The sequence below is a fragment of the Ancylobacter mangrovi genome (genome assembly GCF_024752355.1).
Classification (GTDB): domain Bacteria; phylum Pseudomonadota; class Alphaproteobacteria; order Rhizobiales; family Xanthobacteraceae; genus Ancylobacter; species Ancylobacter mangrovi.
In genome coordinates this window covers 343,745-365,683 of sequence record NZ_JANTHZ010000002.1, presented here as the reverse complement: position 1 = coordinate 365,683, position 21,939 = coordinate 343,745, and the positions used below count along the sequence as shown (strand labels likewise).

General features: G+C 69.5%; 19 protein-coding genes and 2 tRNA genes. 13 read left to right on the top strand and 8 right to left on the bottom strand.

Annotation, left to right across the window (positions count from 1 at the left end; all coding sequences use genetic code 11):
* Positions 1-84 precede the first annotated feature (84 nt).
* Positions 85-546, top strand: coding sequence for a MarR family winged helix-turn-helix transcriptional regulator (locus NVS89_RS07045; RefSeq protein WP_258731890.1), 462 nt, complete (start codon positions 85-87; stop codon positions 544-546).
* Between the two features lie 49 nt (positions 547-595).
* Here the strand turns inward: NVS89_RS07045 and NVS89_RS07040 are convergent, their stop codons facing one another.
* Both NVS89_RS07040 and NVS89_RS07035 read right to left on the bottom strand, forming a co-directional pair.
* Positions 596-1,348: an aspartate/glutamate racemase family protein gene (locus NVS89_RS07040; RefSeq protein WP_258731889.1), complete on the bottom strand. Its 753-nt coding sequence runs from the start codon at positions 1,346-1,348 to the stop codon at positions 596-598.
* Between the two features lie 54 nt (positions 1,349-1,402).
* A tRNA-Gln gene (locus NVS89_RS07035) sits at positions 1,403-1,477 on the bottom strand.
* Between the two features lie 175 nt (positions 1,478-1,652).
* Between NVS89_RS07035 and NVS89_RS07030 the strand changes: the two genes are divergently transcribed.
* The 6 genes from NVS89_RS07030 (at position 1,653) to treY (ending at position 11,324) form a co-directional block, all read left to right on the top strand.
* Positions 1,653-1,729: transfer RNA gene (locus tag NVS89_RS07030), tRNA-Pro, on the top strand.
* Positions 1,730-2,612: 883 nt separating this feature from the next.
* Positions 2,613-3,947 (top strand): MFS transporter, encoded by a 1,335-nt coding sequence (locus NVS89_RS07025; protein WP_258732355.1) that lies wholly within the window; start codon positions 2,613-2,615, stop codon positions 3,945-3,947.
* A 137-nt stretch (positions 3,948-4,084) separates the two neighbouring features.
* Entirely contained in the window at positions 4,085-4,777 is a 693-nt protein-coding gene (locus NVS89_RS07020; RefSeq protein WP_258731888.1) for an SOS response-associated peptidase, read from the top strand.
* Between the two features lie 129 nt (positions 4,778-4,906).
* On the top strand, positions 4,907-6,970 hold the full coding sequence (gene glgX / locus NVS89_RS07015; RefSeq protein ID WP_258731887.1) for a glycogen debranching protein GlgX: 2,064 nt from the start codon (positions 4,907-4,909) through the stop codon (positions 6,968-6,970).
* On the top strand, positions 6,967-8,778 hold the full coding sequence (gene treZ / locus NVS89_RS07010; protein ID WP_258731886.1) for a malto-oligosyltrehalose trehalohydrolase: 1,812 nt from the start codon (positions 6,967-6,969) through the stop codon (positions 8,776-8,778). The genes glgX and treZ overlap by 4 nt, the downstream gene beginning before the upstream one ends.
* Positions 8,775-11,324, top strand: coding sequence for a malto-oligosyltrehalose synthase (gene treY / locus NVS89_RS07005; RefSeq protein WP_258731885.1), 2,550 nt, complete (start codon positions 8,775-8,777; stop codon positions 11,322-11,324). The genes treZ and treY overlap by 4 nt, the downstream gene beginning before the upstream one ends.
* Positions 11,325-11,336: 12 nt before the next feature.
* On the opposite strand, the gene NVS89_RS07000 is transcribed toward treY, so the two are convergent.
* Complete coding sequence (locus tag NVS89_RS07000; protein WP_258731883.1) at positions 11,337-11,891, bottom strand: YciE/YciF ferroxidase family protein; 555 nt, start codon at positions 11,889-11,891, stop codon at positions 11,337-11,339.
* A gap of 256 nt (positions 11,892-12,147) precedes the next feature.
* Between NVS89_RS07000 and NVS89_RS06995 the strand changes: the two genes are divergently transcribed.
* Positions 12,148-12,546 carry a DUF2934 domain-containing protein gene (locus NVS89_RS06995; protein ID WP_258731882.1) on the top strand — a complete coding sequence of 133 codons (399 nt, stop codon included), beginning with the start codon at positions 12,148-12,150 and terminating at the stop codon, positions 12,544-12,546.
* Here the strand turns inward: NVS89_RS06995 and NVS89_RS06990 are convergent.
* On the bottom strand, positions 12,480-13,094 hold the full coding sequence (locus tag NVS89_RS06990; protein WP_258731880.1) for a carbonic anhydrase: 615 nt from the start codon (positions 13,092-13,094) through the stop codon (positions 12,480-12,482). The two genes, NVS89_RS06995 and NVS89_RS06990, sit on opposite strands and share 67 nt — an antisense overlap.
* 140 nt (positions 13,095-13,234) lie before the next feature.
* Here NVS89_RS06990 and NVS89_RS06985 point away from each other — a divergent pair, with 140 nt between their 5' ends.
* Positions 13,235-14,146 (top strand): MBL fold metallo-hydrolase, encoded by a 912-nt coding sequence (locus NVS89_RS06985; protein WP_258731879.1) that lies wholly within the window; start codon positions 13,235-13,237, stop codon positions 14,144-14,146.
* Between the two features lie 18 nt (positions 14,147-14,164).
* On the opposite strand, the gene NVS89_RS06980 is transcribed toward NVS89_RS06985, so the two are convergent.
* Positions 14,165-14,950, bottom strand: a complete 786-nt coding sequence (locus NVS89_RS06980; RefSeq protein ID WP_258731878.1) for a DUF1499 domain-containing protein — start codon at positions 14,948-14,950, stop codon at positions 14,165-14,167.
* Positions 14,947-15,687 carry an HAD family hydrolase gene (locus NVS89_RS06975; protein WP_258731877.1) on the bottom strand — a complete coding sequence of 247 codons (741 nt, stop codon included), beginning with the start codon at positions 15,685-15,687 and terminating at the stop codon, positions 14,947-14,949. The genes NVS89_RS06980 and NVS89_RS06975 overlap by 4 nt, the downstream gene beginning before the upstream one ends.
* Before the next feature lie 68 nt (positions 15,688-15,755).
* Between NVS89_RS06975 and NVS89_RS06970 the strand changes: the two genes are divergently transcribed.
* Positions 15,756-17,294, top strand: coding sequence for an extensin-like domain-containing protein (locus NVS89_RS06970; protein WP_258731876.1), 1,539 nt, complete (start codon positions 15,756-15,758; stop codon positions 17,292-17,294).
* Between the two features lie 169 nt (positions 17,295-17,463).
* Positions 17,464-18,846: an aminotransferase gene (locus NVS89_RS06965; RefSeq protein WP_258731875.1), complete on the top strand. Its 1,383-nt coding sequence runs from the start codon at positions 17,464-17,466 to the stop codon at positions 18,844-18,846.
* A gap of 184 nt (positions 18,847-19,030) precedes the next feature.
* Here NVS89_RS06965 and NVS89_RS06960 read toward each other — a convergent pair whose 3' ends face one another.
* Positions 19,031-19,633, bottom strand: a complete 603-nt coding sequence (locus NVS89_RS06960) for a L,D-transpeptidase (RefSeq protein WP_258731874.1) — start codon at positions 19,631-19,633, stop codon at positions 19,031-19,033.
* A 291-nt stretch (positions 19,634-19,924) separates the two neighbouring features.
* Between NVS89_RS06960 and NVS89_RS06955 the strand changes: the two genes are divergently transcribed.
* Both NVS89_RS06955 and NVS89_RS06950 read left to right on the top strand, forming a co-directional pair.
* On the top strand, positions 19,925-20,152 hold the full coding sequence (locus NVS89_RS06955; RefSeq protein WP_258731873.1) for a hypothetical protein: 228 nt from the start codon (positions 19,925-19,927) through the stop codon (positions 20,150-20,152).
* A 278-nt stretch (positions 20,153-20,430) separates the two neighbouring features.
* Complete coding sequence (locus tag NVS89_RS06950; RefSeq protein WP_258731872.1) at positions 20,431-21,408, top strand: magnesium transporter CorA family protein; 978 nt, start codon at positions 20,431-20,433, stop codon at positions 21,406-21,408.
* On the opposite strand, the gene NVS89_RS06945 is transcribed toward NVS89_RS06950, so the two are convergent.
* The gene (locus tag NVS89_RS06945) at positions 21,386-21,913 is read right to left on the bottom strand and encodes an Lrp/AsnC family transcriptional regulator (protein ID WP_258731871.1); all 528 of its coding nucleotides are present in this window, start codon (positions 21,911-21,913) and stop codon (positions 21,386-21,388) included. The genes NVS89_RS06950 and NVS89_RS06945 overlap by 23 nt on opposite strands.
* Positions 21,914-21,939: the final 26 nt, after the last annotated feature.

Here is a 21,939-nt window from a genome sequence, read left to right as displayed (position 1 = left end):
AAATTGCTGAATGCCTTTGTAATGAAGCTGTGAGCCGGCTTGCCCAGGGTCTGGCCCGTCCGAACAAAAGACCAGGAGAAACCGATGACGGTGGCCCGCGGGTCCAAGGAAACGGACGCTGACGAGAGAGCGGTTCAATCATACCGTCTGGACGATCAGATCGGCTTTCTCCTGCGCGTTGCCAACCAGCGGCACACCGCCCTGTTCATGGCCCGCATGGTCGGCGGGCTGACCCCGCCGCAGTTCGCGACCCTCGCCCGGCTGCGTGAAGTGGGCCCCTGCTCGCAGAATCGGCTCGGCCGGCTGGTGTATCTGGATGCCGCCACCATCAAGGGCGTGGTCGATCGGCTCATCGGTCGCGGCTTCGTGATGACGGCCGACGACCCGCTCGACCGCCGGCGCCGCGCCGTCGGCCTGACCGAGAGCGGCATGGCGATCGCCGAGGAGGCGATCGAGGCGGCAAGGGCCATCAGCGCCGCCACGCTGGAGCCGCTGGAGCCCGACGAACGCGAGCAGATGGTCCGCCTGCTGAAGAAGATCAGCTAGCGCGTATAGGGTCGCGCATCGCGTGGGCGGACCCGTCAGTCCGGTGGTGTCAGTCCGGCTTGGGCAGGCCCGGCGGGGCGAAGTCGGCAAGGCGGCCGACATAGCCCTTCGGCCGCGGCGGCGCATAGGCGCCCGCCTTGGAGGTGGCGAGGCCGACGCGCACCAGCCCCTCGGCCAGGGTCACGGCGCCGGCGACCCCGTCCACCACCGGCACGCCGTGCTCGAGCGCCAGCGCGCGGGCAAGGTCGGCCATGCCGGCGCAGCCGAGCACGATCGCCTCCGCCCGGTCCTCGCGCACCGCGCGGCCGATCTCGGCCGAGATGCGCGCGCGCGCGTCCGAACGGGGATCCTCGAGCTCCAGCACCGCGACGTCGGAGGCGCGGACCGCGCAGCAGCGCCGGTCGAGGCCGTAGCGCTGCAGATTGCCCTCGATCACCGCGATCGAGCGCGACAGCGTGGTCACCACGGCGAAGCGGTGCGCGATCAGGCTGGCGAGATGGAAGCCGGCCTCGCCGATGCCGATCACCGGCGCGCGGGCGAGGGCGCGGGCGGCGTCGACGCCGGTATCGTCGAAACAGGCGACGATATGCGCGTCGGCACCCTCAGCCTCGGCCTGCGCGACCGCCGCCAGCAGGCCGGGCAGCGCCAGCGCGTCGTCGTAATAGCCCTCGATCGAGGCCGGCCCCATGGCGGAGGTGGCGGCGCGGATCTCGGTCTGCGCCCCGGCCACCGCCCGCGCGGCGGCGGCGATCTTGTCGGTCATCGAGCGCGTGGTGTTCGGATTGACGAGATGGATGCGCAAGGGCCGGCCGCAGGCGTTCGAATTGAGAGGACGATGAGCTTCTAGCACGGGAGCTGGCTGGGGCGGGAGGATTCGAACCTCCGCATGGGGGAATCAAAATCCCCTGCCTTACCACTTGGCGACGCCCCAACGGGCGGCGAGGCCCGCATCGGCGCGGACATAGCCACAGGAGCGCGCAGCTTTCAACTGCGGCGGCGATGGCCCCGCACCTGCCCTTGTCCACTGCCGCACCGGTCATCCACGAGAAGCGACGCCGGCGCCCTTGCGGCGGGCCGCATCGGCGTGCTAGAGGCTCGCGCCGCGGCGGAGTGTAGCGCAGCCTGGTAGCGCACCTCGTTCGGGACGAGGGGGTCGCAGGTTCAAATCCTGCCACTCCGACCAAAATTTCCCGAGTTCTTTCAATAAATTATGCCACCGCGACGGGCGGCGCCGAGAGGCGCGCCCATGAAATGGTCCACGAAACGGCGGCTCCATGAACGGGAAGGTCCGTATCCTTCTCCGCTGCCCGACGCGCGGAATCGCCAGAGCGGCCGTTTCAGTGGAGTCGAAAGAGTCCCTTCGCCTCTTGAATCGGCGATGTGCGGGCACCCGTCGGTTTCAAGCACGTAGGTCGACCGGGATGTTGAGCTTTGCTGAGAGAACTGCCGGGTGTCGGCGCTGCTCTCTCGACGGCCGAACCCTCGGCATCGTCCGCCGATTCCCCAGTCCCAGCTCCCTCGTCCCACGGATCGAACGGACGCTTCTTGCCCCGTCTTGTGTCTGTAGAAGCCGCCGAAGGCATCCGGCGCCAGTGTCATAGTCGATCGCCAATCTAGCGGTCGTTCTGGGCTGCAACCCTATTTGCATGCCGCTGCGGTCTGACCGCAGCCAGCCTTTATCGGCAGGATGAGGTCGCCGGTTCTGCTCCTTCCGGCAAGAGGCAAGAGGAGCTTCGCAAGCCGAATTCGTCCTTTGAAGGTGTGCACTGCTGCGCCGTGCGCTTCGGCCAGCAGCACAGTGGCTGCACGGCCGAGAAAGCGGCGTTCCGTCCCGCATATTCCGGGATCGGGAACAGGAGGCACCGTCGCAGGCGGGTCTCTGTATGTCGACTACTGACATATCTATTGCATGTTATTGCCCGATCTGATTGGGTTCGCTCTCCGACTGAAAAAATTAAAATGTAGGGAGGACGATTACCGTGTCAGATCTAGCTTCCGACCAGGCGGCGGGAGCCGCTTTGGCTTCTGCCAGAACCGCTGCCGCCGCCGATACCACTGCCGATGTCATGATCGCCGCACGACTCGAGCGGCTGCCCATGACCGGATATCAGCGGCTGATCTTCGGCATCATCGCGACGGCGTGGCTGTTCGATTCCATCGATCTGGGATCGCTGACCTTTCTGCTCGGATCGATCCGCGAGGAATTCGGCCTCACGACGACCCAGGCGGGCCTTCTCTCCAGCATGAGCTTTGTCGGCATGTTCCTGGGCGCCGCGCTCGCGGGGATGCTGGCGGATCGGATCGGCCGGAAGTCGGTCTTCCAGATCAGCATGATCTTCTGGGGGCTCGGCAGCCTCTGGTGTGCCTATGCGTCGAACGCCGAGACGCTCGGCTATGCGAGGCTGCTGCTCGGTTTCGGCATGGGAATGGAGTTCCCGGTCGCGCTGGCGATCCTCTCCGAATTCCTGCCGACCGCGAAGCGGGGGCGTTATCTCGCGATCCTCGAAGGGTTCTGGCCGCTCGGCTTCATTGCTGCGGGCGTGCTCAGCCTCTACTTCCTGACCCACCACGACTGGCGCACCATGTTCCTGTTCCAGGCATTTCCGGCCCTGTTCCTGTTCGTCGTCCGGGTCATCATCCCGGAGTCGCCACGCTGGCTGGTAGATGCCGGCCGGACCCGGGAAGCCGAGCGCGTCATGGTCGGGATCGAAGCCAAGGTGCTGAAGCGCCTTCCGGCCGGCACGCTGCTCGACGAGCCGAAACCCCTGCCTCCCCGTCCGCGCCGCGAACGGCGCTCTTCCTTTATGGAGCTCTGGGCCGACGGCTATGCGCGCCGTACCGTCATGATCTGGACGGTGTGGTTCTTCGCCCTGCTCGGTTTCTACGGCCTCACCACCTGGCTCAGCGCGCTGCTGCAGGAAGCCGGCTTCAGCGTCATGAAGTCGGTCAGCTATACGATCACGATCTCGCTCGCGGGCGTGCCCGGGTTCATCGCCGCGGCGATACTGCTCGACAAATGGGGGCGCAAGCCGACGGCGATGCTCATGCTGGTCGGCGCGGCGGTCGCGGCCTACTTCTACGGCAACGCGCCGTCGGTCACCTTGCTGATCGCCTATGGCCTTGCGATGCAGTTCTTCCTCTTCGGCATGTGGTCGGTGCTCTACGCCTACACGCCGGAACTCTATCCGACGCGCTCGCGCGCAACCGGCGCCGGCTGCGCCTCTGCCGTGGGTCGGATCGGCTCGCTCCTGGGCCCCTATGTGATCGGCGTGGTCCTGCCGACGCTTGGCAATCACGGGGTCTTCGCGCTAGGTGCTGGATCCTTCGTGGTGGCCGCGCTGGCGATCGGACTTCTTGGCGTGGAAACCAAGGGAAAGTCGCTCGAGGCGATCTCGCACTGAGGAAGCTTTTTTGAAGCGCGCGGCCGCCGGTCCGCCGACGGCCGCGCACTTCGTTCGGGACCAGGGGCAGGCTCAAATCCTGACCCTCCGACGACTATTCCAGCTTTTGTCGCGACAGAATTGGCGTTGGGCGGTCGATGTGCAATCTCTACAGCCACCACTCCAATGTCGACGCGATCGCTGATCTCGTCGGGACGCTGAAGAACAAAGCCGGCAACCTTCCCCCGCAGCCGGAGATCTTCCCGGACTATCCCGCGCCGGTCGTGCGCATGGGCGCGGACGGCGCCGAGCTCGCCATGGCCCGCTGGGGCATGCCCTCGCCGGTGTTCGTGCTGAAGGGGAAGAACCGCGATCCCGGCGTCACCAACATCCGCAATGTCGGCTCGCCACACTGGCGCCGCTGGCTCGGGCCGGCGCATCGCTGCCTGGTGCCGTTCACCAGCTTCTCGGAGAACGCGCCGGTGACGCACGAGGTCACTTGGTTCGCGCTCGACGAGACCCGCCCGCTCGCCTTCTTCGCCGGCCTGTGGACCAACTGGACCAGCGTGCGCAAGGTGAAGGAGGGCGAGGTCACCGCCGACATCTTCGCCTTCCTGACGACGGAGCCGAACGCGGTGGTGAAGCCGATCCACCCCAAGGCGATGCCGGTCATCCTCACCACCGCCGAGGAGCGCGAGGTCTGGCTTCGCGCGCCGTGGGAGGAGGCGAGGGCCCTGCAGCGCCCGCTGCCGGACGACGCGCTAAGGATCGTCGGCCACGGCCTGCCGGAATCGGCCGGCCGCCCTGCCCAGGGCGACCTGTTCGCACCCCCCGCGCGCGAAATATCCTGATCCCCGCCGGGAACGGCTGGCAGCGAGAGATGTTGCCGGCAGGCAGGCACTATGCTGCCGGGGCGAGGGCCTCGGCGGGTGCCGGCGGCACGGATGGTCGATACTGGCGACCAGGGATCAGGGGCACAGATGAGACGCGTCAATCCGGGCTACGCCTTTCCTCTCGGTGTAACGGTCGACAGCACGGGGACCAACTTCGCGCTGTTTTCCGACAATGCGGCCGGCGTCACGCTGTGCCTGTTCGACCGGCTCGGCGAGCGCGAAGTGGAGCGCATCGAGCTGCACGAATGCACCAACGGGGTCTGGCATTGCCACCTGCCCGGCGTCGGGCGCGGGCAGGTCTATGGCTGGCGCGTCTCCGGGCCCTGGCTGCCGCAGGAAGGCCACCGCTTCAACTTCAACAAGCTGCTGCTCGACCCCTATGCGCGCGCGCTGGTGGGCGGCATCGGCTGGGACGACGCTCTCTACGGCTACACCATCGACGGCAGCCCCGATTCCGACCTCGTCATGGACGAGCGCGACAGCGCGCCCTTCATGCCGAAGGCCAGGGTGGTGTCGGGCGCGCCGCTGGTCGCCACCGCCCACCCGCGCGTGTTCTGGCCCAAGACGGTGATCTATGAGGGGCATGTGCGCGGGCTGACCATGCGCCACCCTTTGGTGCCCGAATCGATCCGCGGCACCTTCACCGCGCTCGGCCAGCCGGAATTCGTCGACCAGCTGGTAAAGCTCGGCGTCACCGCGCTGGAGCTGCTGCCGGTCCACGCCTTCCTGCAGGACCGGCACCTGGTCGACCGGGGGCTGAGCAATTACTGGGGCTACAACACGCTGAACTATTTCGCCCCGGAGCCGCGCTATCTCGGCGAGGACGGGCTGGAATCGATCGGCGAGGCGGTGGACAGGCTGCACCAGGCGGGGATCGAGGTGATCCTCGACGTGGTCTACAACCACACCTGCGAGGGCAACCATTTCGGCCCGACGCTCTCCTTCCGGGGCATCGACAACGCGTCCTACTACCGGCTGCTGCCGGGCGACCCGCGCTACTATGACGACCTGACCGGCTGCGGCAATGCGGTCAATACCGACCATCCGCGCGTTCTGCAGATGATCATGGATTCGTTGCGCATGTGGGCGCAGCTCTACGGCATCGACGGCTTCCGCTTCGACCTCGCCGCCACGCTGGGCCGGCGGCCGGACGGCTTCGATCCCGGCCACGCCTTCTTCAACGCGATCCTTCAGGACCCGGTGCTGGGCGACCTCAAGCTGATCGCCGAGCCGTGGGACGTCGGGCCGGGGGGCTACCAGCTCGGCGCCTTCCCGCCCGGCTTCTCGGAGTGGAACGGCGACTATCGCGACGTGGTGCGCCAGTTCTGGTGCGGCTCGGAAGGGCTGCTGCCGAGCTTCGCCACCCGCTTCGCGGCCTCGGCCGACATCTTCTCGGAAGGGCGCCGCCGGCCGTGGTCGAGCGTGAACTTCATCACCGCCCATGACGGTTTCACCCTGCACGACCTCGTCTCCTACAACGACAAGCACAACGAGGCGAACGGCGAGGACAACCGCGACGGCCATGACGACAACCGGAGCTGGAACTGCGGCGTCGAGGGCGAGACCGACGATCCCGAGGTGCTGGCGCTACGCCAGCGCCAGAAGCGCAACCTGCTGGCGACGCTGTTCCTCAGCCAGGGCATTCCCATGCTGCTGGGCGGCGACGAGCGCTCCAACTCGCAGGGCGGCAACAACAACGCCTATTGCCAGGACAACGAGATCGGCTGGATCGACTGGTCGGACGAGGACCCCGAGCTCACCGATTTCGTCGCCCGGCTGGCGGCTCTGCGCAAGCGCAACTCGGCCCTCTCGCGCCCCGAGTTCCTGACCGGGGCGCGCAACGAGCTCGGCCAGCCCGACGTCGCCTGGTTTTCCAATGGCGGCACGCGCATGAGCGAGGAGGACTGGGCCAACCCGCACAGCAAATGCCTGACGGTGCGCCTCTCCCCGGTCTTTCGCGACGAACATTCGCTGACCATGATGCTCAACGCCTCCCATGTCGACGTCGACTTCGTCGCCCTGCCGACCAAGTCGGGCGGATGGGAGGCGGTCCTCGCCACGGGCAACGATCTGGAAGGCGCGCGCCTCGCGCCCGGCGAGACCTTCACCATGCCCGCGCGCACCCTCGTCGTATGGGAGTGGCACGAATGAGTGGAAGTTCCGAGACGACGCCGGCCGATACTCCGCCGCCCGGCGCGCCGCCCCGGTTCGGGCCGCTGCCGACCGCGGGCGGCACGCGCTTCCGCCTCTGGGCGCCGGATGCGCCGGCGGTCGAGCTGCTGATCGAGGGCGCCGAACCCCGGCCCATGCAGCCCACGGAAGACGGGTTCCATGTCGCCGACGTTCCCGGCGCCGGCTCGGGCACGGCCTATATGTTCCGCGTCGGCGGGCAGGACGTGCCGGACCCCGCCTCGCACGGGCAGCGCGAGGATGCCGAGGGCTGGAGCCTGGTGCCCGAGCCGCCGGCGGACGTCGCATCCTTCGCCAGACGGCCCTGGCACGAGGCGGTCATCGCCGAACTTCATGTCGGCGCGGCGACCCCCGACGGCACGCTGTGCGCCCTGATCGAGCGGCTCGACCATTACCGCGACGCCGGCTTCACCGTGATCGAGCTGATGCCGCTCGCCGATTTTCCCGGGCGCTGGAACTGGGGCTATGACGGCGTGCTGCTCTATGCGCCCGACCGCAGCTACGGCACGCCGGCGGACCTCCACGCGCTGATCGAGGCCGCCCATGCGCGCGGCCTCGCGGTGATGCTGGACGTCGTCTACAACCATTTCGGCCCGAGCGGGAATTTCCTGCCGCTCTATGCGCGCTCCTTCTTCCGCGAGGATGTGCGCACCCCGTGGGGGCCGGCGGTGGACCTCGAGAACCCGCTGGTGCGCGCCTTCTTCGTCGAGAACGCGCGCTACTGGCTGGGCGATGTGGGCTTCGACGGGCTGCGCTTCGACGCCGTCCACGCCCTCACCACCGGCGGGGTCGAGACCTTCCTGCGCGAGCTGGCGCTGGGCTGCCGGGCGGTGAAGCCGGACGCCTATCTCGTGCTCGAGAACCACGACAACATCGCCGGCTGGATGACCCGCGAGGAAGGCCTCTACGACGCGCAGTGGAACGACGACTGGCACCACGTGTTCCACGTGCTCGCGACCGGCGAGAGCCGGGGCTATTACCGGCCCTATGCCGGCGATCCGGTCGCCGGGGCCGGGCGGGCGCTGGCGGAAGGCTTCGTGTTCCAGGGCGAGCCCTACCCGGACGCGGAAGGCGCGCCGCGCGGCGAGGCCTCGCGCGAGCTGCCGCCGGAGGCCTTCGTCGCCTTCATCCAGAACCACGACCATATCGGCAATCGCCCGCTGGGCGACCGGCTCGCCGGCGCGGTGGAGCCGAAGCGGCTCGCCTTCCTGCGCTTCGTGCTGATGCTCTCGCCATCCGTGCCGCTGCTGTTCATGGGCGAGGAGGCGCTGCTGGCGACGCCCTTCCCCTTCTTCTGCGATTTCGGCGGCGAACTCGCGGACGCCGTGCGCGAGGGACGTCGCAGCGAGTTTCCCGACTTCTTCAGGGACCACGACGCGGCGAGCTTTCCCGATCCGCTCGACCCCGCGACCTTCCAGTCCGCCAAGCTGCGCCCGGCCGATTTCGCCTCCGCTTCGGCGCAGGCCGAGCTCGACGCCTTCCACCGGCTGGCGGAATTGCGCCGACGCCTCGTCTGGCCGCTCACGGCGAGCGAGTTCCTCGGCGCCGACCAGGCGCGCGAGGGCGACGCGCTGCGCCTCGTCTGGCGCTTTGCCGCCGGCACGCTGGTGATGGCGCTGAACCCCGGCACGGAGCGCGTGGTGATGGCCGCGCCGACCGGCCGGCCCGGCATGCCGGTGGCAACCAGCCTCGGCGACGTGCTCCACGAGACGGACGGACGGCTCGCGCTCGGCCCGTTCGCCGCCGCCGTCTGGAGCCTTGCCGCATGACGCCTCCCCTTCGCGCGACCTACCGGCTGCAATTCCACCGCGATTTTCCCTTCACCGCGGCGGAGGCCGTCGTGCCCTATCTGGCGCGGCTCGGCGTCAGCCACGTCTACGCCTCGCCGATCCTGGCGGCGGTGCCGGGCTCGATGCACGGCTATGACGCGGTCGACCCGAACCTCATCAATCCCGAGCTCGGCGGCGCTGCGGGCTTCGAGGCGCTGGCGGGCGCGCTGGCGGCGAACGGCCTCGGCCTGATCCTCGACATCGTGCCGAACCACATGGCGGCCTCCAGCCACAATCCCTACTGGATGGAGGCGCTGGAATTCGGCCCCGCGGCGCCCGCCGCCGCGCTGTTCGACATCTGGTGGGAGGCGGGCCGGCTGCTGCTCCCGGTGCTCGGCGACCCGCTGCGGGCCACGCTGGAAGAAGGACGCCTGAGCCTGCACGCCGACTGGGAGGCCGGGCGCTTCGTCGTTGCCTATGCCGAGCACGCCTTCCCGCTCGGGCCCGCAAGCGTCTCCACCCTGCTGGAGCCGCTGGCGCACCGTGAGGACGCGCTCGCCCCGCTCGCCGGCGTCTGGGTCGCGCTGGCCTCCGGCAATGTCCACGCGCCCGCCATCGGCGCAGCGCGCGAGGCGATGCGCGCGCTCCCCGAGGCGGCGCGGGAGATGGTGGAAGAGGCGCTCGCTGGCGCCGACCTCGCCGCGCTGCTGGAGACCCAGCACTGGCGCCTCGCCTGGTGGCGCACGGCGGCGGACGAGCTCAACTACCGCCGCTTCTTCAACATCACCGACCTCGTCGGGGTGCGGGTCGAGGACCCGGCGGTGTTCGAGGCGACGCATGCGCTGATCCTGGCGCTGGTGCGGCGCGGCCTCGTGCAGGGGCTTCGCATCGACCATGTCGACGGGCTCGTCGACCCCGCCGGATATCTGGAGCGGCTGCGCGCGGCGGTCGGCCCCGACGTGCCGGTGTTCGTCGAGAAGATCCTGGAGCCGGGCGAGGTTCTGCCCGCCTGGCCGATCGACGGCACCACCGGCTATGAGCGGCTCAACGACATCAACGCCCTGTTCGTCGACGAGGCCGGCTACCGTGCCTTCGAGGCGGAGCTGCGCGCCGCCAACCTGCTGCGCGGCACCACGGGCGAGCGCGTCGCGGCGGCCAAGCGCGAGATCATGCGCACCAGTCTCGGCGCCGAGCTTGCCCGGCTGGTCGGGCTGGTGCGCGAGGGGCTGCGCGAGGAAATGGAGCGCGGCGACATCACCGAGGGCGCGCTCGCGCGCGCGGTCCTCGCCCTTCTCGTCCACTGCCCGGTCTATCGCAGCTACGCGACCGACCACGCGCACGGTCCCGCCGACACGGCCATCTGGGCGGCGACGCTGGAGCGCGTCGAGGCGCATGAGGACCCGATGACGGTGGCGGCGGCGCACCTGCTGCTCGACCGGCTCGAAAAGCCCGAGGTCGCGGGCGACCGCGCGTTCCGCCGCTATTTCCAGCAGGTCTCGGGGCCGGCCATGGCGAAGGGCTTCGAGGATACCGAGCTCTACCGCACGCCGATCCTGGTCTCGGTCAACGAGGTCGGCGGAGATCTCGACCATCCCGCGCGCGAGCCCGGCGAGCTGCACCGCCTGTTCGCAGCGCGGGCGCGGCTCGGTGCGCGCGACCTCGTCCCGCTCGAGACCCACGACACCAAGCGCGGACCGGAGACGCGTGCGCGGCTCAACGCCCTGTCGCACCGCCCCGCGCTCTGGCGCGACTTCCTGCGCGAGGCCGAACCTCTGCTCGCCCCGCTGCGGGAAAAGAGCGAGGAGGGCGCGATCCCCGACGGGCTGGAGGAACGGCTGATCCACCAGACGCTGATCGCGACCTGGCCGATCACGATGGCACGCCTCGAGGGCTACATGCTCAAGGCTCTGCGCGAGGCCAAGCGCCACACCACCTGGGAGACGCCCGACCACGCCTATGAGGCGGCGGTGCTGCGCGTCGCCGGTGAACTGGTCGAGGGCACCGGGGGCGAGGACTATCGCCGCCTCGTCGGGCGTCTGGTGGCGCGCCTCGCGCCGGCCACGCATGTGCTCTCGCTCGCCCAGACGGCGCTGCAGCTTACCTTGCCGGGCACGCCGGACATCTATCAGGGCACGGAATTCCGGGATTTCTCGCTGGTCGACCCCGACAATCGCCGTCCGGTCGATTTCGAGCGTCGTCTCGCCGCGCTGTCGGGCGAGGGGGAGCCGGAGGATGTGGAAAAATGCGGGCTGACGCACCGCCTGCTCGGGCTGCGGCGCGATCTCGGCTGCTTTTCCGGGGGAGGCTACCGGCCGCTCGACTTCGCACCTTCGCCATGGCGCTGGTTCGGCTTCGTGCGCGAGGGCGCGGGTGACGCGGTGCTCGTCGTGGTGCCGACCCGCGTGCCGGAGGGCGAGGTACCGCCGGAGATGACGGCACTGGAGCTGCCGGCGGGGTTCCGCGATCTCGAAGGCCGGCAGGTCTCTCTTGCCGGCCACATGCTGGAAGCGCGCCTGCCGCTGCTGGTCGCGCTGAGGCGGGGCTGAGCCCCGCGCCGCTCAGCTCGCCAGCGGCATGGGGGAGGCGACGCTCCGCGAGGCCGAGGAGCGCCGCCCGGCCTGCGCATTCAGCCGGCGCTCGGCGAGCAGGTACATGCTGTCGGCGCCATGCTGGTGGCGGGCGCGGCATTTCTGCAGCAGCCGGGCGGTCTCGGGCCGGTCGAGCTCGCGGGTCCAGCCGATGACGGTGACATAGCGGGCGCTGGCGTAGTTCTCGACCGCCTGCATCGCCGCGGCGATGGCGGTGTCGAGCACGTGATAGCCGTCGATCTCGTCGTTCAGCTCTTCCGCGCTGATGAAGATGCCGTCAATGGCCGGACACTCGATGCTGCCGGGAAGGGCACCGAGGAGCGTGAATGCCTCCTCGAGGTGCCGGGCGTTCTCGGTTGCCGCCTGCAGGCAGTCGTCGAGCTCGCGCCTGAGCATCGGGTCGCGAACCTTGCTGCGCAGGGCCGGAATCGCCCGCCTGATGCGCCGTTCGCTGTACAGCAGCTCGCCGAGTCCCTGCCGCAGGAGGTCGTCGAGCGACTTGATGTCCTTCGTGAGCAACCCCATGGCGCTCTCCTCCTCGAAATGTCTTGATTGGACGAAATACTCCGCCAGTCGATTCAACGCTTCCCAAGGCGCCTTGTTCCGGTGTGCAATACCGAAATCGACGGCGCAGGAACCCTTCGCCTACCCGCTTCTCCTTACCTTGGGACAAGCGCATTGGTCACATGGCTGAAGCGGTGTCGCGGTCGATTCGACGCGTATGATCGCGAGGTGAGTGATTCGATGGGCCGCATCGGCGGCCATTCCCGGAGATGAGGCGATGGACGAGCTGCAGGACCGTATCCGCGAACGTGCCTATCTTCTGTGGATCGAGGAAGGTTGCCCGCACGGGCGGGCCGATCATCACTGGTACAGGGCGAGCGAGATCGTGGCGGCGGAAATCGCGCCGGTGCCGGCGCCTGCCGTCGCGGCGCCGAAGAAGCCGCGCAAGCCCGCCGCGCCTTCGCCCGACAGCGTAGCGCCGGAGACCGTCACGCCGAAGGCGACCGCCGTGGGGGCGCCGGCGCCGAAGGCAGCCAAGACTGTCGCGAGCAAACCCGCAGCGGGAAAGCCCGCCGCCGGCAAGCCCGCGCCCGCGCCGGCCGAGCCTGCTCAGGCCGCGCCGAAGGTGCCGTCGGCCCGCAGCCGCTCCAAGACGCCCGTCGCCACCGCGAAATAGGCCCCGTGCAGCACGAGCTGCCCCTCCTCGACCCTCTTCCGGATCCAGGGAAAGGTCTCGAGATTGTGCAGCGAGAGCTTGACGCACTGGTACTCGACGATCCGGCGCCGCTCGGCGGCGTCCTCGCTCAGGTTGAGCGCGACGTCGCGCGCCGGCGCGGCGATCTTGATCCAGTCGGGCAGGAAGTCGCGCGCCGCCTCGGGCGCGCCGTCGACCAGCGCCCCGGCGCCGCCGCACAGCGCGTGGCCGAGGACGACGATCTGCCGGACCTCCAGCACCCGCACGGCGAACTCGATCGCCGCGCTGGTGCCGTGATGGGCGTGGTCGGGGGCGGAATAGGGCGGCACCAGATTGGCGACGTTGCGCACCACGAACAGTTCGCCCGGCCCGGCGTCGAAGATCATGCTCGGGTCGACACGGCTGTCCGAGCAGGCGATGACGAGGGTCTGAGGGCGCTGGCCGAGGGCCGCCAGCTTCTCGAACAGCGCCTTGCGCCCGGGCCACGCCGAGTTGCGGAACCGGCGGTAGCCATCAACGAGATTGTCCATCGCTCACCCTCATCGCACGCGACACATCGTTGCATAGCCGGGCATGGCGCGGGGCGCAATCGCCCGGAGGTCGCAGTCTCGACCCGCCCGTTGCGCTGCGCTAGTTGAAGAGCGGCGAAACGGGTGCGAGAGGTGCGGCCATGGCAGACGACATTCCGTTCGACCGGCGCTTCGACGCCGTGCCCGGCGTGGCCGAGACCGTGGCCCCGGGCGTGCGCCGCGTGCTGGCGCCCAATCCCGGCCCCTTCACCTTCACCGGCACCTGCAGCTACATCGTCGGCGAGGGCGAGGTGGCGATTATCGATCCCGGCCCCGACGAGCCCGCGCATGTCGCGGCATTGCTGGAGGCGGTGCGCGGCGAGCGGGTCACCCACATCTTCCTGACCCATACCCATCGCGACCATTCCGGCGCGCTCGACGCGCTGCGGCAGGCGACCGGGGCGCCGACCTATGCCGAGGGCCCGCACCGGCCCGCCCGTGCGCTGCACGGCGGGGAGACCAGCGCGCTCGACGCCGCCGGCGACCGGCATTTCTTCCCCGACGTGGCGCTGGCGGACGGCGCCCGCATCGAGGGCGCGGGGTGGGCGCTCGCCGCGCTCGCCACGCCCGGCCACACCGCCAACCACATGGCCTTCGTGCTGGAAGGCGAGGACGTGATCTTCGTCGGCGACCATGTCATGGCCTGGGCGACCTCGATCGTCGCCCCGCCGGACGGCTCGATGAGCGACTACATGGACTCGCTGCGCCGCCTCGGCGAGCGGCCGGAGCGTTTCTACCTGCCCGGCCATGGCGGGCCGGTGCGCGAGGGCCCGGCCTTCGTCGCGCGCTATCTGCGCCACCGCGTGGCGCGCGAGCAGGCCATAATGCGCGCGCTCGCCCGCGGGCCGATGGCGATCCCCGAGATCGTGCGGGCGATCTATATCGGCCTCGACCCGCGTCTCGTCGGCGCGGCGGGCCTGTCGACGCTCGCCCATCTGGAAGACCTCGTGGGACGCGGCGAAGTGCTGACCGAGGGACCGGCGGCGCTGGAAGGCACCTATTCGCTGGCCTGAAGGCCGCGCTTTTCCGGCTCAGCGGCGCGGGCGGCCCTGCGCTTCGGAGAGCTCGGAGAACAGCGTGTCGATGCGCCGTGCGTTGGAGCCGAAGTCGCGGTCGCTGTTGCGCGAGAGCGAGCGCATGTCGACCCGGGTGCCGTTCGCCGTCGGGCGGATACGGATCACGATGTCGTCGCGCAGGCCGAAGGGCATGCTGCGCGCCACCGCCTCGATGCGCCCGTCGCGTATGCCCCCGCGCGGCGGCACGGCGTCGATGACGAGCCATTTGTGGTGCGCGACGAGCCGCATCAGCGCGGTGTAGATGTCGTCCGGCAGGCCGTCGAACTCGATCGGCTTGATGCCCGGATAGGCGATGCGCTGCTCCTCGGCGGCGCTGTCGCCGGCATAGGCGAGCGGGTTGGTGTTACGCCCGCGTGCCATGGCGAGGGTGACGAATTGCGGCGGGTCCTCGGTGTCGGTGGTGATGTCGTGCATCACCGGCAGGCCGACGCTGAAGGCGGCGAGCGCCGCCACCGGGGTGATCAGCACCAGCGCCAGCGCGGCGGCACCGAGCACGCGGCCGAGCCCGCGCAACCCCTCGTTCCAGATCACCACGAAGCCGGCCAGCGCCATCAGCAGCGCCAGCGCCGCGACGGCGACGCCTGCCATCACCGTGTAGGCGGCGCTGCGGAAGTCCAGCGCCTCGACGAGGTAGAGCGCGAGGCCGATCAGCGTGACGGGCAGCGCGAAGACGGCGGTGCGCAGGCTCCACACGGCGAGCCGCGAGACCCGCTCCTCGACATAAAGCCGGCGGCGGATCACGGCGCGGCCTCCGCGGAAAGCGCATCCGCCGGGCGGCCGGCGAGAAGGAGGTCGGCCAGCGCGCCGACATCGTCGACCACCAGATCGGCCTCGTCGGCGAAGTCGTCGACCGGGGTCGGGCCGCAGCGCACGAGGATCGCGAGCGCGCCCGCCGCACGGGCGGTGTCGAGGTCGTGCCTGGTGTCGCCGACCAGCGCGATGGCGCCCGGCGGCAGCCTGGTGAGGTGGCTGAAGGCAGCGATCATCCCCGGCGCGGGCTTGGAGCCGTGGCCCGAATCATAGCCGTAGACCGCGCTCACCAACCCGGCGATGCCGAGCAGGTCGGCCTGGATATGGGCGTTGGCCTCCGCGTCGTTGGTGGCGATGCCGAGCACGAGGCCCGAGCGATGCAGGCGGGTGAGGTCCTGACGCGGCACGCCGATCGGCGTCAGGAAGCGGCGGCCCTCCAGCGTGAACAGGCGGTCGATCTCGAGGAAGAAGGCGAGATCGGCCGGCCGGCCCAGCGTCTCGGCCCAGAGCGGGCCGAACTGACGCGACGAGCCGGCGATGAGCGGGGAGGACTGCAGGAAGCGGTGCTCGGCGGGCAGATAGTGGCTGACGGCGTGAAGGCGTGCCAGTGTGGCCGCGTCGCCGGCGGCGAACCGCTCCATGACGGCGCCGGCGGCCGGACCCCAGGTGCGGTCGAAGTCGACCAGCGTACCGTCCTTGTCGAACAGAATGGCGCGAACGGCGTTCACTTGAAGTGCATTCACGGCTTGGCACGACCCGATTGGCAAGACCGACCGAACAGGAAAGGCCTGATAGCATGGATTCTCGCACGCTCCCACGGCGACGGTCCGAAGGTCGCCTGCCTGTTCGTCCGGCCGCCTGCCGCGGTACCTTTCTCAGCCCGCTGCTGCTGGGGCTGTTCATCGCCGTGCCGCTGGCCGGCTTCGCCCGCCCTGCCGCCGCCGAGCCGCTGGCGGAGATCGGCTCCTCCTTCGACGATGCCGGCCGGGCGCTGAACAATCAGCTCGGCGAATGGTTCGGCGACAAGCCGCACAAGACGACGCGTCCCGCTCGCCGGCAGGCGATGCCCGCCCGCGCGCCGCTGCCCCCGCCGCGCCCGGCGCAGGTGGGCGAGGCGGCGTCGAACGAGGAGGGCGCAAAGCCGGCCGAAAAGGCGACGCCTCCCGCCTCCGAATCCGCGACGGCGCGGACGACGCCGAAGGACACGGCGCCAGTCACAGCGAAGCCGGTGGATCGGGCCAAGGCGCAAGCTGCCCCGGCCGAGCCGGCGCAGGAGAAGCAGGCGCGGAACAAGCCCGCTCAGGAGCCGTCGGCGCAGGGCGCTCCCGCTCCCGCTCCGCCCGTGACCGCCGCCGCGACGTCTCCGCCGCCGAAGGCGACGCCCGTAAAGCCTGCGAAGCCCGCCCGAGTCGCCACGGCGCCCCTGCCGCCGCCCTCGCCCGAGCGGCGCATGGCGGCCGCACCCGCGCCGCCGCCGGCCGAGCCGGCGCCTGGCACAGCGGACCCGCAGCACGATGCGAGCGCGGCGCTGGACGAAGAGCCGGTCGAGGCGCCGATGCCGCTCGCCACCCCGGAGGCGACGGCGAAGCCGTCCGCCACGCCCTCGGCGCGCTCATCAGTGAAGCTCGCAGCCTCGGCTCCCCTGCCGCCGGCCCGTCCGGCCGAGGTGCCGCCCGCCGCCGACGGCGCGCGCGTCGCCGCGCTGACGCCGGACAGCGCGCCGCAGGCCGAGGGCGCCGCCCCGAAGACGCCGGCGATCCCGACCGTCTGCCCCGAACTCTCGAACGGGGATCTCGGCGAGTTCACTCCCGTCACCGTCACCGCCACCAACCCGCTCTGCACGGTCGACCGCGCGGTCTCGCTCTCGGCGGTGCGGATGAAGGACGGGCGGCTCGTGAAGCTCGAGCCGGCCGCGACGCTGCGCTGCGAGATGGCGGCCTCGGTCGCGCACTGGCTGCGCGAGCAGGTCGACCCGGCGGTGGCCACGCTCGGCGCGCCGCTCGACACGGTGCTGGTCGCCGCCTCCCAGCAGTGCCGCCCGCGCAACCGCGTCGCCGGCGCCAAGATCAGCGAGCACGGGCGCGGCAACGCCATGGACACGCGCGGCTACCAGCTCTCAGACGGCCGCGTCTTCGTCATCGGCCCCGGCAAGGGCAAGGAAGAGACGATGCCGCAGGCGTTCCAGGAGATCCTCAAGGCCAGCGCCTGCACCGACTTCACCACCATCCTCGGCCCCGGCTCGGACGGCTATCACGAGCATCACCTGCATGTGGACCGGGCGGAGCGGCGCTCGGGCATGGTGATCTGCCACTGGGCGATCGGCAGCAGCAAATAGCGCGTCTGCCGTCACGGAATGACGAGGCGGCGCCGCCGGCCGTGAAACGGCGGCGGGTGGGCGACGATGCCGCGGGCGGGCGGGCGATCCGACCAAGGATGCGCTTTCGGTCCGACCCGCGCCGCACTAGGGTGAGCCAACCCATGCTTACCCCCGGAGTTGCCCCGCCATGCTCACCAATCTTCAGGCTCGCGACGTCGAGACGTTGATCCACCCCTACACCAATCTCGCCTCGTTCCGCGAGACCGGTCCGCTCGTGCTCGAGCGTGGCCAGGGTGTGTGGGTTTATGACGTCGACGGCAAGCCGTATCTCGAAGGCATGGCGGGCCTCTGGTGCACCTCGCTCGGCTACGGCAACGAGGAGCTGGTCGAGGCGGCGGCGACGCAGATGCGCAAGCTGCCCTACACCCACATCTTCGGCGGCAAGAGCCACGATCCCGCGATCGAGCTCGCCGAGAAGCTGAAGGAGATGGCGCCGGTGCCGATCTCCAAGGTGTTCTTCACCTGCTCCGGCTCGGAAGCCAACGACACCCAGATGAAGCTGGTCTGGTACATGAACAACGGGCTCGGGCGGCCGAAGAAGAAGAAGATCATCTCGCGCATGCGCGCCTATCACGGCGTGACCATCGCCTCCGCCTCGCTGACCGGCCTCGCCAATAACCACAATGATTTCGACCTGCCGATCGCGGGCGTGAAGCACACCACCTGCCCGCACCACTACCGCCTCGCCGAGCCGGGCGAGAGCGAGGAGGATTTCGCCACCCGCCTCGCCGCCGACCTCGAGGCGCTGATCCTCGCCGAGGGGCCGGAGACGGTCGCCGCCTTCATCGCCGAGCCGGTGCTGGGCGCGGGCGGGGTGATCGTACCGCCGAAGACCTACTACCCGAAGATCCAGAACGTGCTGTCGAAATACGACGTGTTCTTCATCGCCGACGAGGTCATCACCGGCTTCGGCCGCCTCGGCACCGCCTTCGGCTCCGACGCGATGGAGATGAAGCCGGATTCGATCTCGGTCGCCAAGGCGCTGTCCTCGGCCTACCAGCCGATCGGCGCGGTGATGATCCCCGAGGTGATGTACGAGGCGATGCTGTCCGAGAGCACCAAGATCGGCAGCTTCGGCCACGGCTTCACCTATTCGGGCCATCCGGTGCCGGCGGCGGTCGCACTGAAGACGCTGGAGATCTACGAGCGCGACAACGTGTTCGAGCGCGTGCGGGGGAAGATCCCGCAGTTCAACGCCCGCCGCGCGGCGCTGGAGGACCATCCGCTGGTCGGCGAGGCGCGCGGCGCCGGCATGGTGGCCGGCATCGAGCTGGTGGCGGACAAGAAGACCAAGCACCAGTTCGACCCGAAGCTCGGCGTCGCCGCCAAATGCGTCGGCTTCGCCCAGCAGGAGGGCCTGATCGTGCGCAGCGTGTTCGGCGATGCGGTGACGATCTGCCCGCCGCTGGTCATCTCGCCGGCGGAGATCGACGAGCTGTTCGACCGCCTCACCCGCGCGCTCGACCGGACGCTGGACTGGGCCGTGCGCGAGAACCTGCTGGCGGCCTGAGGGCGGGCGCGGCGCGCTCTGCGCCGCGATCCCCTCCGCCATGGACGACAAAATCCCCGGGCGCCTGCCCGGGCATTTTTGTTGTCGGCTGGGTGCCGGTCGGGGAAGACGCGCAACAAAAAAGGCGCTGCCGCGGCAGCGCCTTGATGTCGTCCGGGCCCGGTTCCGGGCCGGCGCCGATCGTTCAGAGAACGACGACGTTCGCGCCCTGCGGCACGCGGGAATAAAGGTCGATCACGTCCTCGTTCAGCATGCGGATGCAGCCGGAGGAGATTGCCTGCCCGATATATTCGGGCTGGTTGGTTCCGTGGATGCGGAACAGCGTGTCCTTGTTGCCCTGGTAGAGGTAGAGCGCGCGCGCACCCATCGGGTTCTGCGGGCCGGGGCCGACGAAGTTCGGCACGCCGGCGAGGCGCTCCTTGATCTCGGCGGTCGGCGTCCAGGTCGGCCATTCGGCCTTGCGCCCGACCTTGGCCTCGCCGTGGAAGGCGAGGCCCTCCTCGCCGACGGTCACGCCGTAGCGGATCGCCTTGCCGTCGTTCTCGACCAAATAGAGGAACTTCTTGTTGGTATCGACGACGATCGTGCCCGGCTTCTCGGAGCCCGTATAGTCGACGATGGAGCGCTGGAACATGTCCGGCGGCAGCACCTTCTTGTAAGGCGCGTTGGCCAGCCACTTCTTGTCGCGCGGCGTCAGCGACGCCTCGGGCGCCGGCTGGCGCTCCACGGCGCTGCACGCCCCAAGGAGAAGCGCCAGAAGAACCGCTCCCGCCACCCGCACGTTCATTTCCCGCTGCTCCGAATCGTTTCGCGCATGCTCGGCGCATGCTGTCGCTACAGTCGATTAACCGAACTCCTTTCCGCCTTGAAGAGGCCACATCGGTGCCATGGCGTCGTTGCTCAAGAATGTTGCGAAAAAGCATCACTTCCGTTGGAAGAGGTCAAAATTGCCCTGGATCGACCTCTCCCTACGTCAAACTCCACCTTTCGACGGTGATTTCGCATAATTTTGACGCAGTCCGGGGCTCACTTCCGCGGCGCCTGCCCGTCCGGTGGGCTCCTTACGATGGAGAAGGTCATGTCTGACGAGGAAAGTCCGGTCCCCGAGGGCCGGCCGAGCGAACGTTGGGAACGTTCGCAGCAACGAGCACATTGGCGTGAGATCGGCATTTCGGCGGTCGCCGCGGCGGCCCGCTACAGTTCCGACAAGCAGACGGTATCCGATGCCCCCGCCAAGGGTGCGGCGCGGACCGAGGACGCGGACAAAGTGGTGACGCTTCGCGACATCGAGTATTTCGCGGCCTGAGCTCGGCTCGGCCCCGTCCCTCGACACCATCCACATCCCCTGGCCACCTCGCCTGGCCACACCTTCTGGCGAGACGGGCCGGCGCTGCCGGCGGCGTTCGCACGCCCATACCGTTCCTGAACGCGCCCCGTTCCGGAACGCGGGCCGGCCTTGCGGCTTGTGGGTGGGCGGCGCTTCGCCGCGCCGGTGCTCCCAGCGGGGCGCAGGCGGGCTAGGATGAGTGGGATTCGGCCGGTCGACGCGCGACCGGCCGGCGGGATGGACGAGCGGGAGACGGCATGATCAACGCCTATTGCGTGCGGGCCGGCGCGCTGGTGCGCGTTCCGGTGGAGCCGGACGGCGCCGTGCCGCCGGAAGCGATCTGGATCGACCTGTTCCGCCCGACGGGCGACGAGGACCGGCGGGTCGAGGCCCTGCTCGGCGTCTCCATCCCGACCCGGGAGGAGATGGCCGAGATCGAGCCGTCGAGCCGGCTGCGGGTCGAGAACGGCGCGCGCTACATGACCGGCGCCATCGTCTGCAACAGCGAGAGCGAGCACCCGACCCTGTCGGTCGTGACCTTCATCCTCGCCGGCGGGCGGCTCGCCACGGTGCGCTACGACGAATCCAAGCCGTTCTCGCTCATCGTCTCACGGCTCGACCGCGGCTGCCCCTCCGGGCTCGGCGGCAACGCGCTGCTGCTGCTGATGCTGGACACGGTGATCGACCGCGCCGCCGACATCATCGAGCGGCTGGCGGACGAACTCGACCAGCTTTCGCGCAGCGTGTTCGGCGACAACGGCACCAAGGGGGCCGGCAGCGACCGCTTCCGCGGGCTGATGGGCATGATCGGCCGGCGCGCGGACCTCGGCTCGAAGGTGCGCGAGAGCCTGGTCTCGATCGGCCGCCTCGTGATCTTCCTCGCCAATGAGAGCGAGGTCGAGCGCTTCAGCAAGGACCAGCGCGCCATGCTCAAGAGCATGCAGCGCGACGTCACCTCGCTGAACGACCATGTCAGCTTCCTCGGCAACAAGGTCACCTTCCTGCTCGACGCCACGCTCGGCATGGTCGGCATCGAGCAGAACAACATCATCAAGATCTTCGCGGTGCTCTCGGTGGTGCTGATGCCGCCGACGCTGATCGCCTCGGTCTACGGCATGAACTTCCGCTACATGCCCGAGCTCGCCGACCGCTGGGGCTACCCGATCGCGCTGCTCGCCATGCTGGCCGCGGCGATCGTGCCCTACCTCTTCTTCAAGTGGCGGCGCTGGCTGTAGCGTCGGCGGCGATCTCGGGGCTCGGGCCGCGCTCGAGATAGGTGGTGAGCGCGACATAGCTGCGCGTGCCGGTGAAGCCCTCTATGGCGTGGATCCGCTCCAGCAGCGCCTCCAGCGTGCGGGTGTTGGCGGTGCGCACCTTGAGCAGCATGGCGCTCTCGCCGGTGACGGTGTGGATCTCCTCGACCTCCGGGAATTCGGTCAGCTTCAGCAATTGCCGCGTCACCGCCCAGCTCGTCGTGTCGACATGGACGAAGGCGAGCAGCGGGCGCCCCACCTTCTCGCCGTCGAGCCGCGCCGCCACCGCGGTGATGACGCCGGCCGCCTTCAGCCGCTTCACCCGCTCGTGCACCGCGGGCGGCGACAGGTGCAACAGCTCGCCGAGCTCGGCATAGCTGCGCTCGGCATTGGCCGCGAGCGCGGCTAACAGCTTTCGGTCGGTGGCGTCGAGGCGCGGCGCGGCCAGGGGCCTCGACCGAATGCGGTTCGTATTGTCGGCGGACATGGTGACGTGCCCTTGTGACGAATGAT

Bases quoted from the DNA above. Each gene is read 5' to 3' on its own strand.
- NVS89_RS06970 (WP_258731876.1), top strand. From the start codon at position 15,756: ATGGATTCTCGCACGCTCCCACGGCGACGGTCCGAAGGTCGCCTGCCT.
- NVS89_RS06955 (WP_258731873.1), top strand. From the start codon at position 19,925: ATGTCTGACGAGGAAAGTCCGGTCCCCGAGGGCCGGCCGAGCGAACGT.
- treZ (WP_258731886.1), top strand. From the start codon at position 6,967: ATGAGTGGAAGTTCCGAGACGACGCCGGCCGATACTCCGCCGCCCGGC.
- NVS89_RS07045 (WP_258731890.1), top strand. From the start codon at position 85: ATGACGGTGGCCCGCGGGTCCAAGGAAACGGACGCTGACGAGAGAGCG.
- NVS89_RS06995 (WP_258731882.1), top strand. From the start codon at position 12,148: ATGGACGAGCTGCAGGACCGTATCCGCGAACGTGCCTATCTTCTGTGG.
- NVS89_RS06990 (WP_258731880.1), bottom strand. From the start codon at position 13,094: ATGGACAATCTCGTTGATGGCTACCGCCGGTTCCGCAACTCGGCGTGG.
- treY (WP_258731885.1), top strand. From the start codon at position 8,775: ATGACGCCTCCCCTTCGCGCGACCTACCGGCTGCAATTCCACCGCGAT.
- NVS89_RS06985 (WP_258731879.1), top strand. From the start codon at position 13,235: ATGGCAGACGACATTCCGTTCGACCGGCGCTTCGACGCCGTGCCCGGC.
- NVS89_RS07020 (WP_258731888.1), top strand. From the start codon at position 4,085: ATGTGCAATCTCTACAGCCACCACTCCAATGTCGACGCGATCGCTGAT.
- NVS89_RS07000 (WP_258731883.1), bottom strand. From the start codon at position 11,891: ATGGGGTTGCTCACGAAGGACATCAAGTCGCTCGACGACCTCCTGCGG.
- NVS89_RS06950 (WP_258731872.1), top strand. From the start codon at position 20,431: ATGATCAACGCCTATTGCGTGCGGGCCGGCGCGCTGGTGCGCGTTCCG.
- glgX (WP_258731887.1), top strand. From the start codon at position 4,907: ATGAGACGCGTCAATCCGGGCTACGCCTTTCCTCTCGGTGTAACGGTC.
- NVS89_RS06965 (WP_258731875.1), top strand. From the start codon at position 17,464: ATGCTCACCAATCTTCAGGCTCGCGACGTCGAGACGTTGATCCACCCC.
- NVS89_RS06960 (WP_258731874.1), bottom strand. From the start codon at position 19,633: ATGAACGTGCGGGTGGCGGGAGCGGTTCTTCTGGCGCTTCTCCTTGGG.
- NVS89_RS06945 (WP_258731871.1), bottom strand. From the start codon at position 21,913: ATGTCCGCCGACAATACGAACCGCATTCGGTCGAGGCCCCTGGCCGCG.
- NVS89_RS07025 (WP_258732355.1), top strand. From the start codon at position 2,613: ATGATCGCCGCACGACTCGAGCGGCTGCCCATGACCGGATATCAGCGG.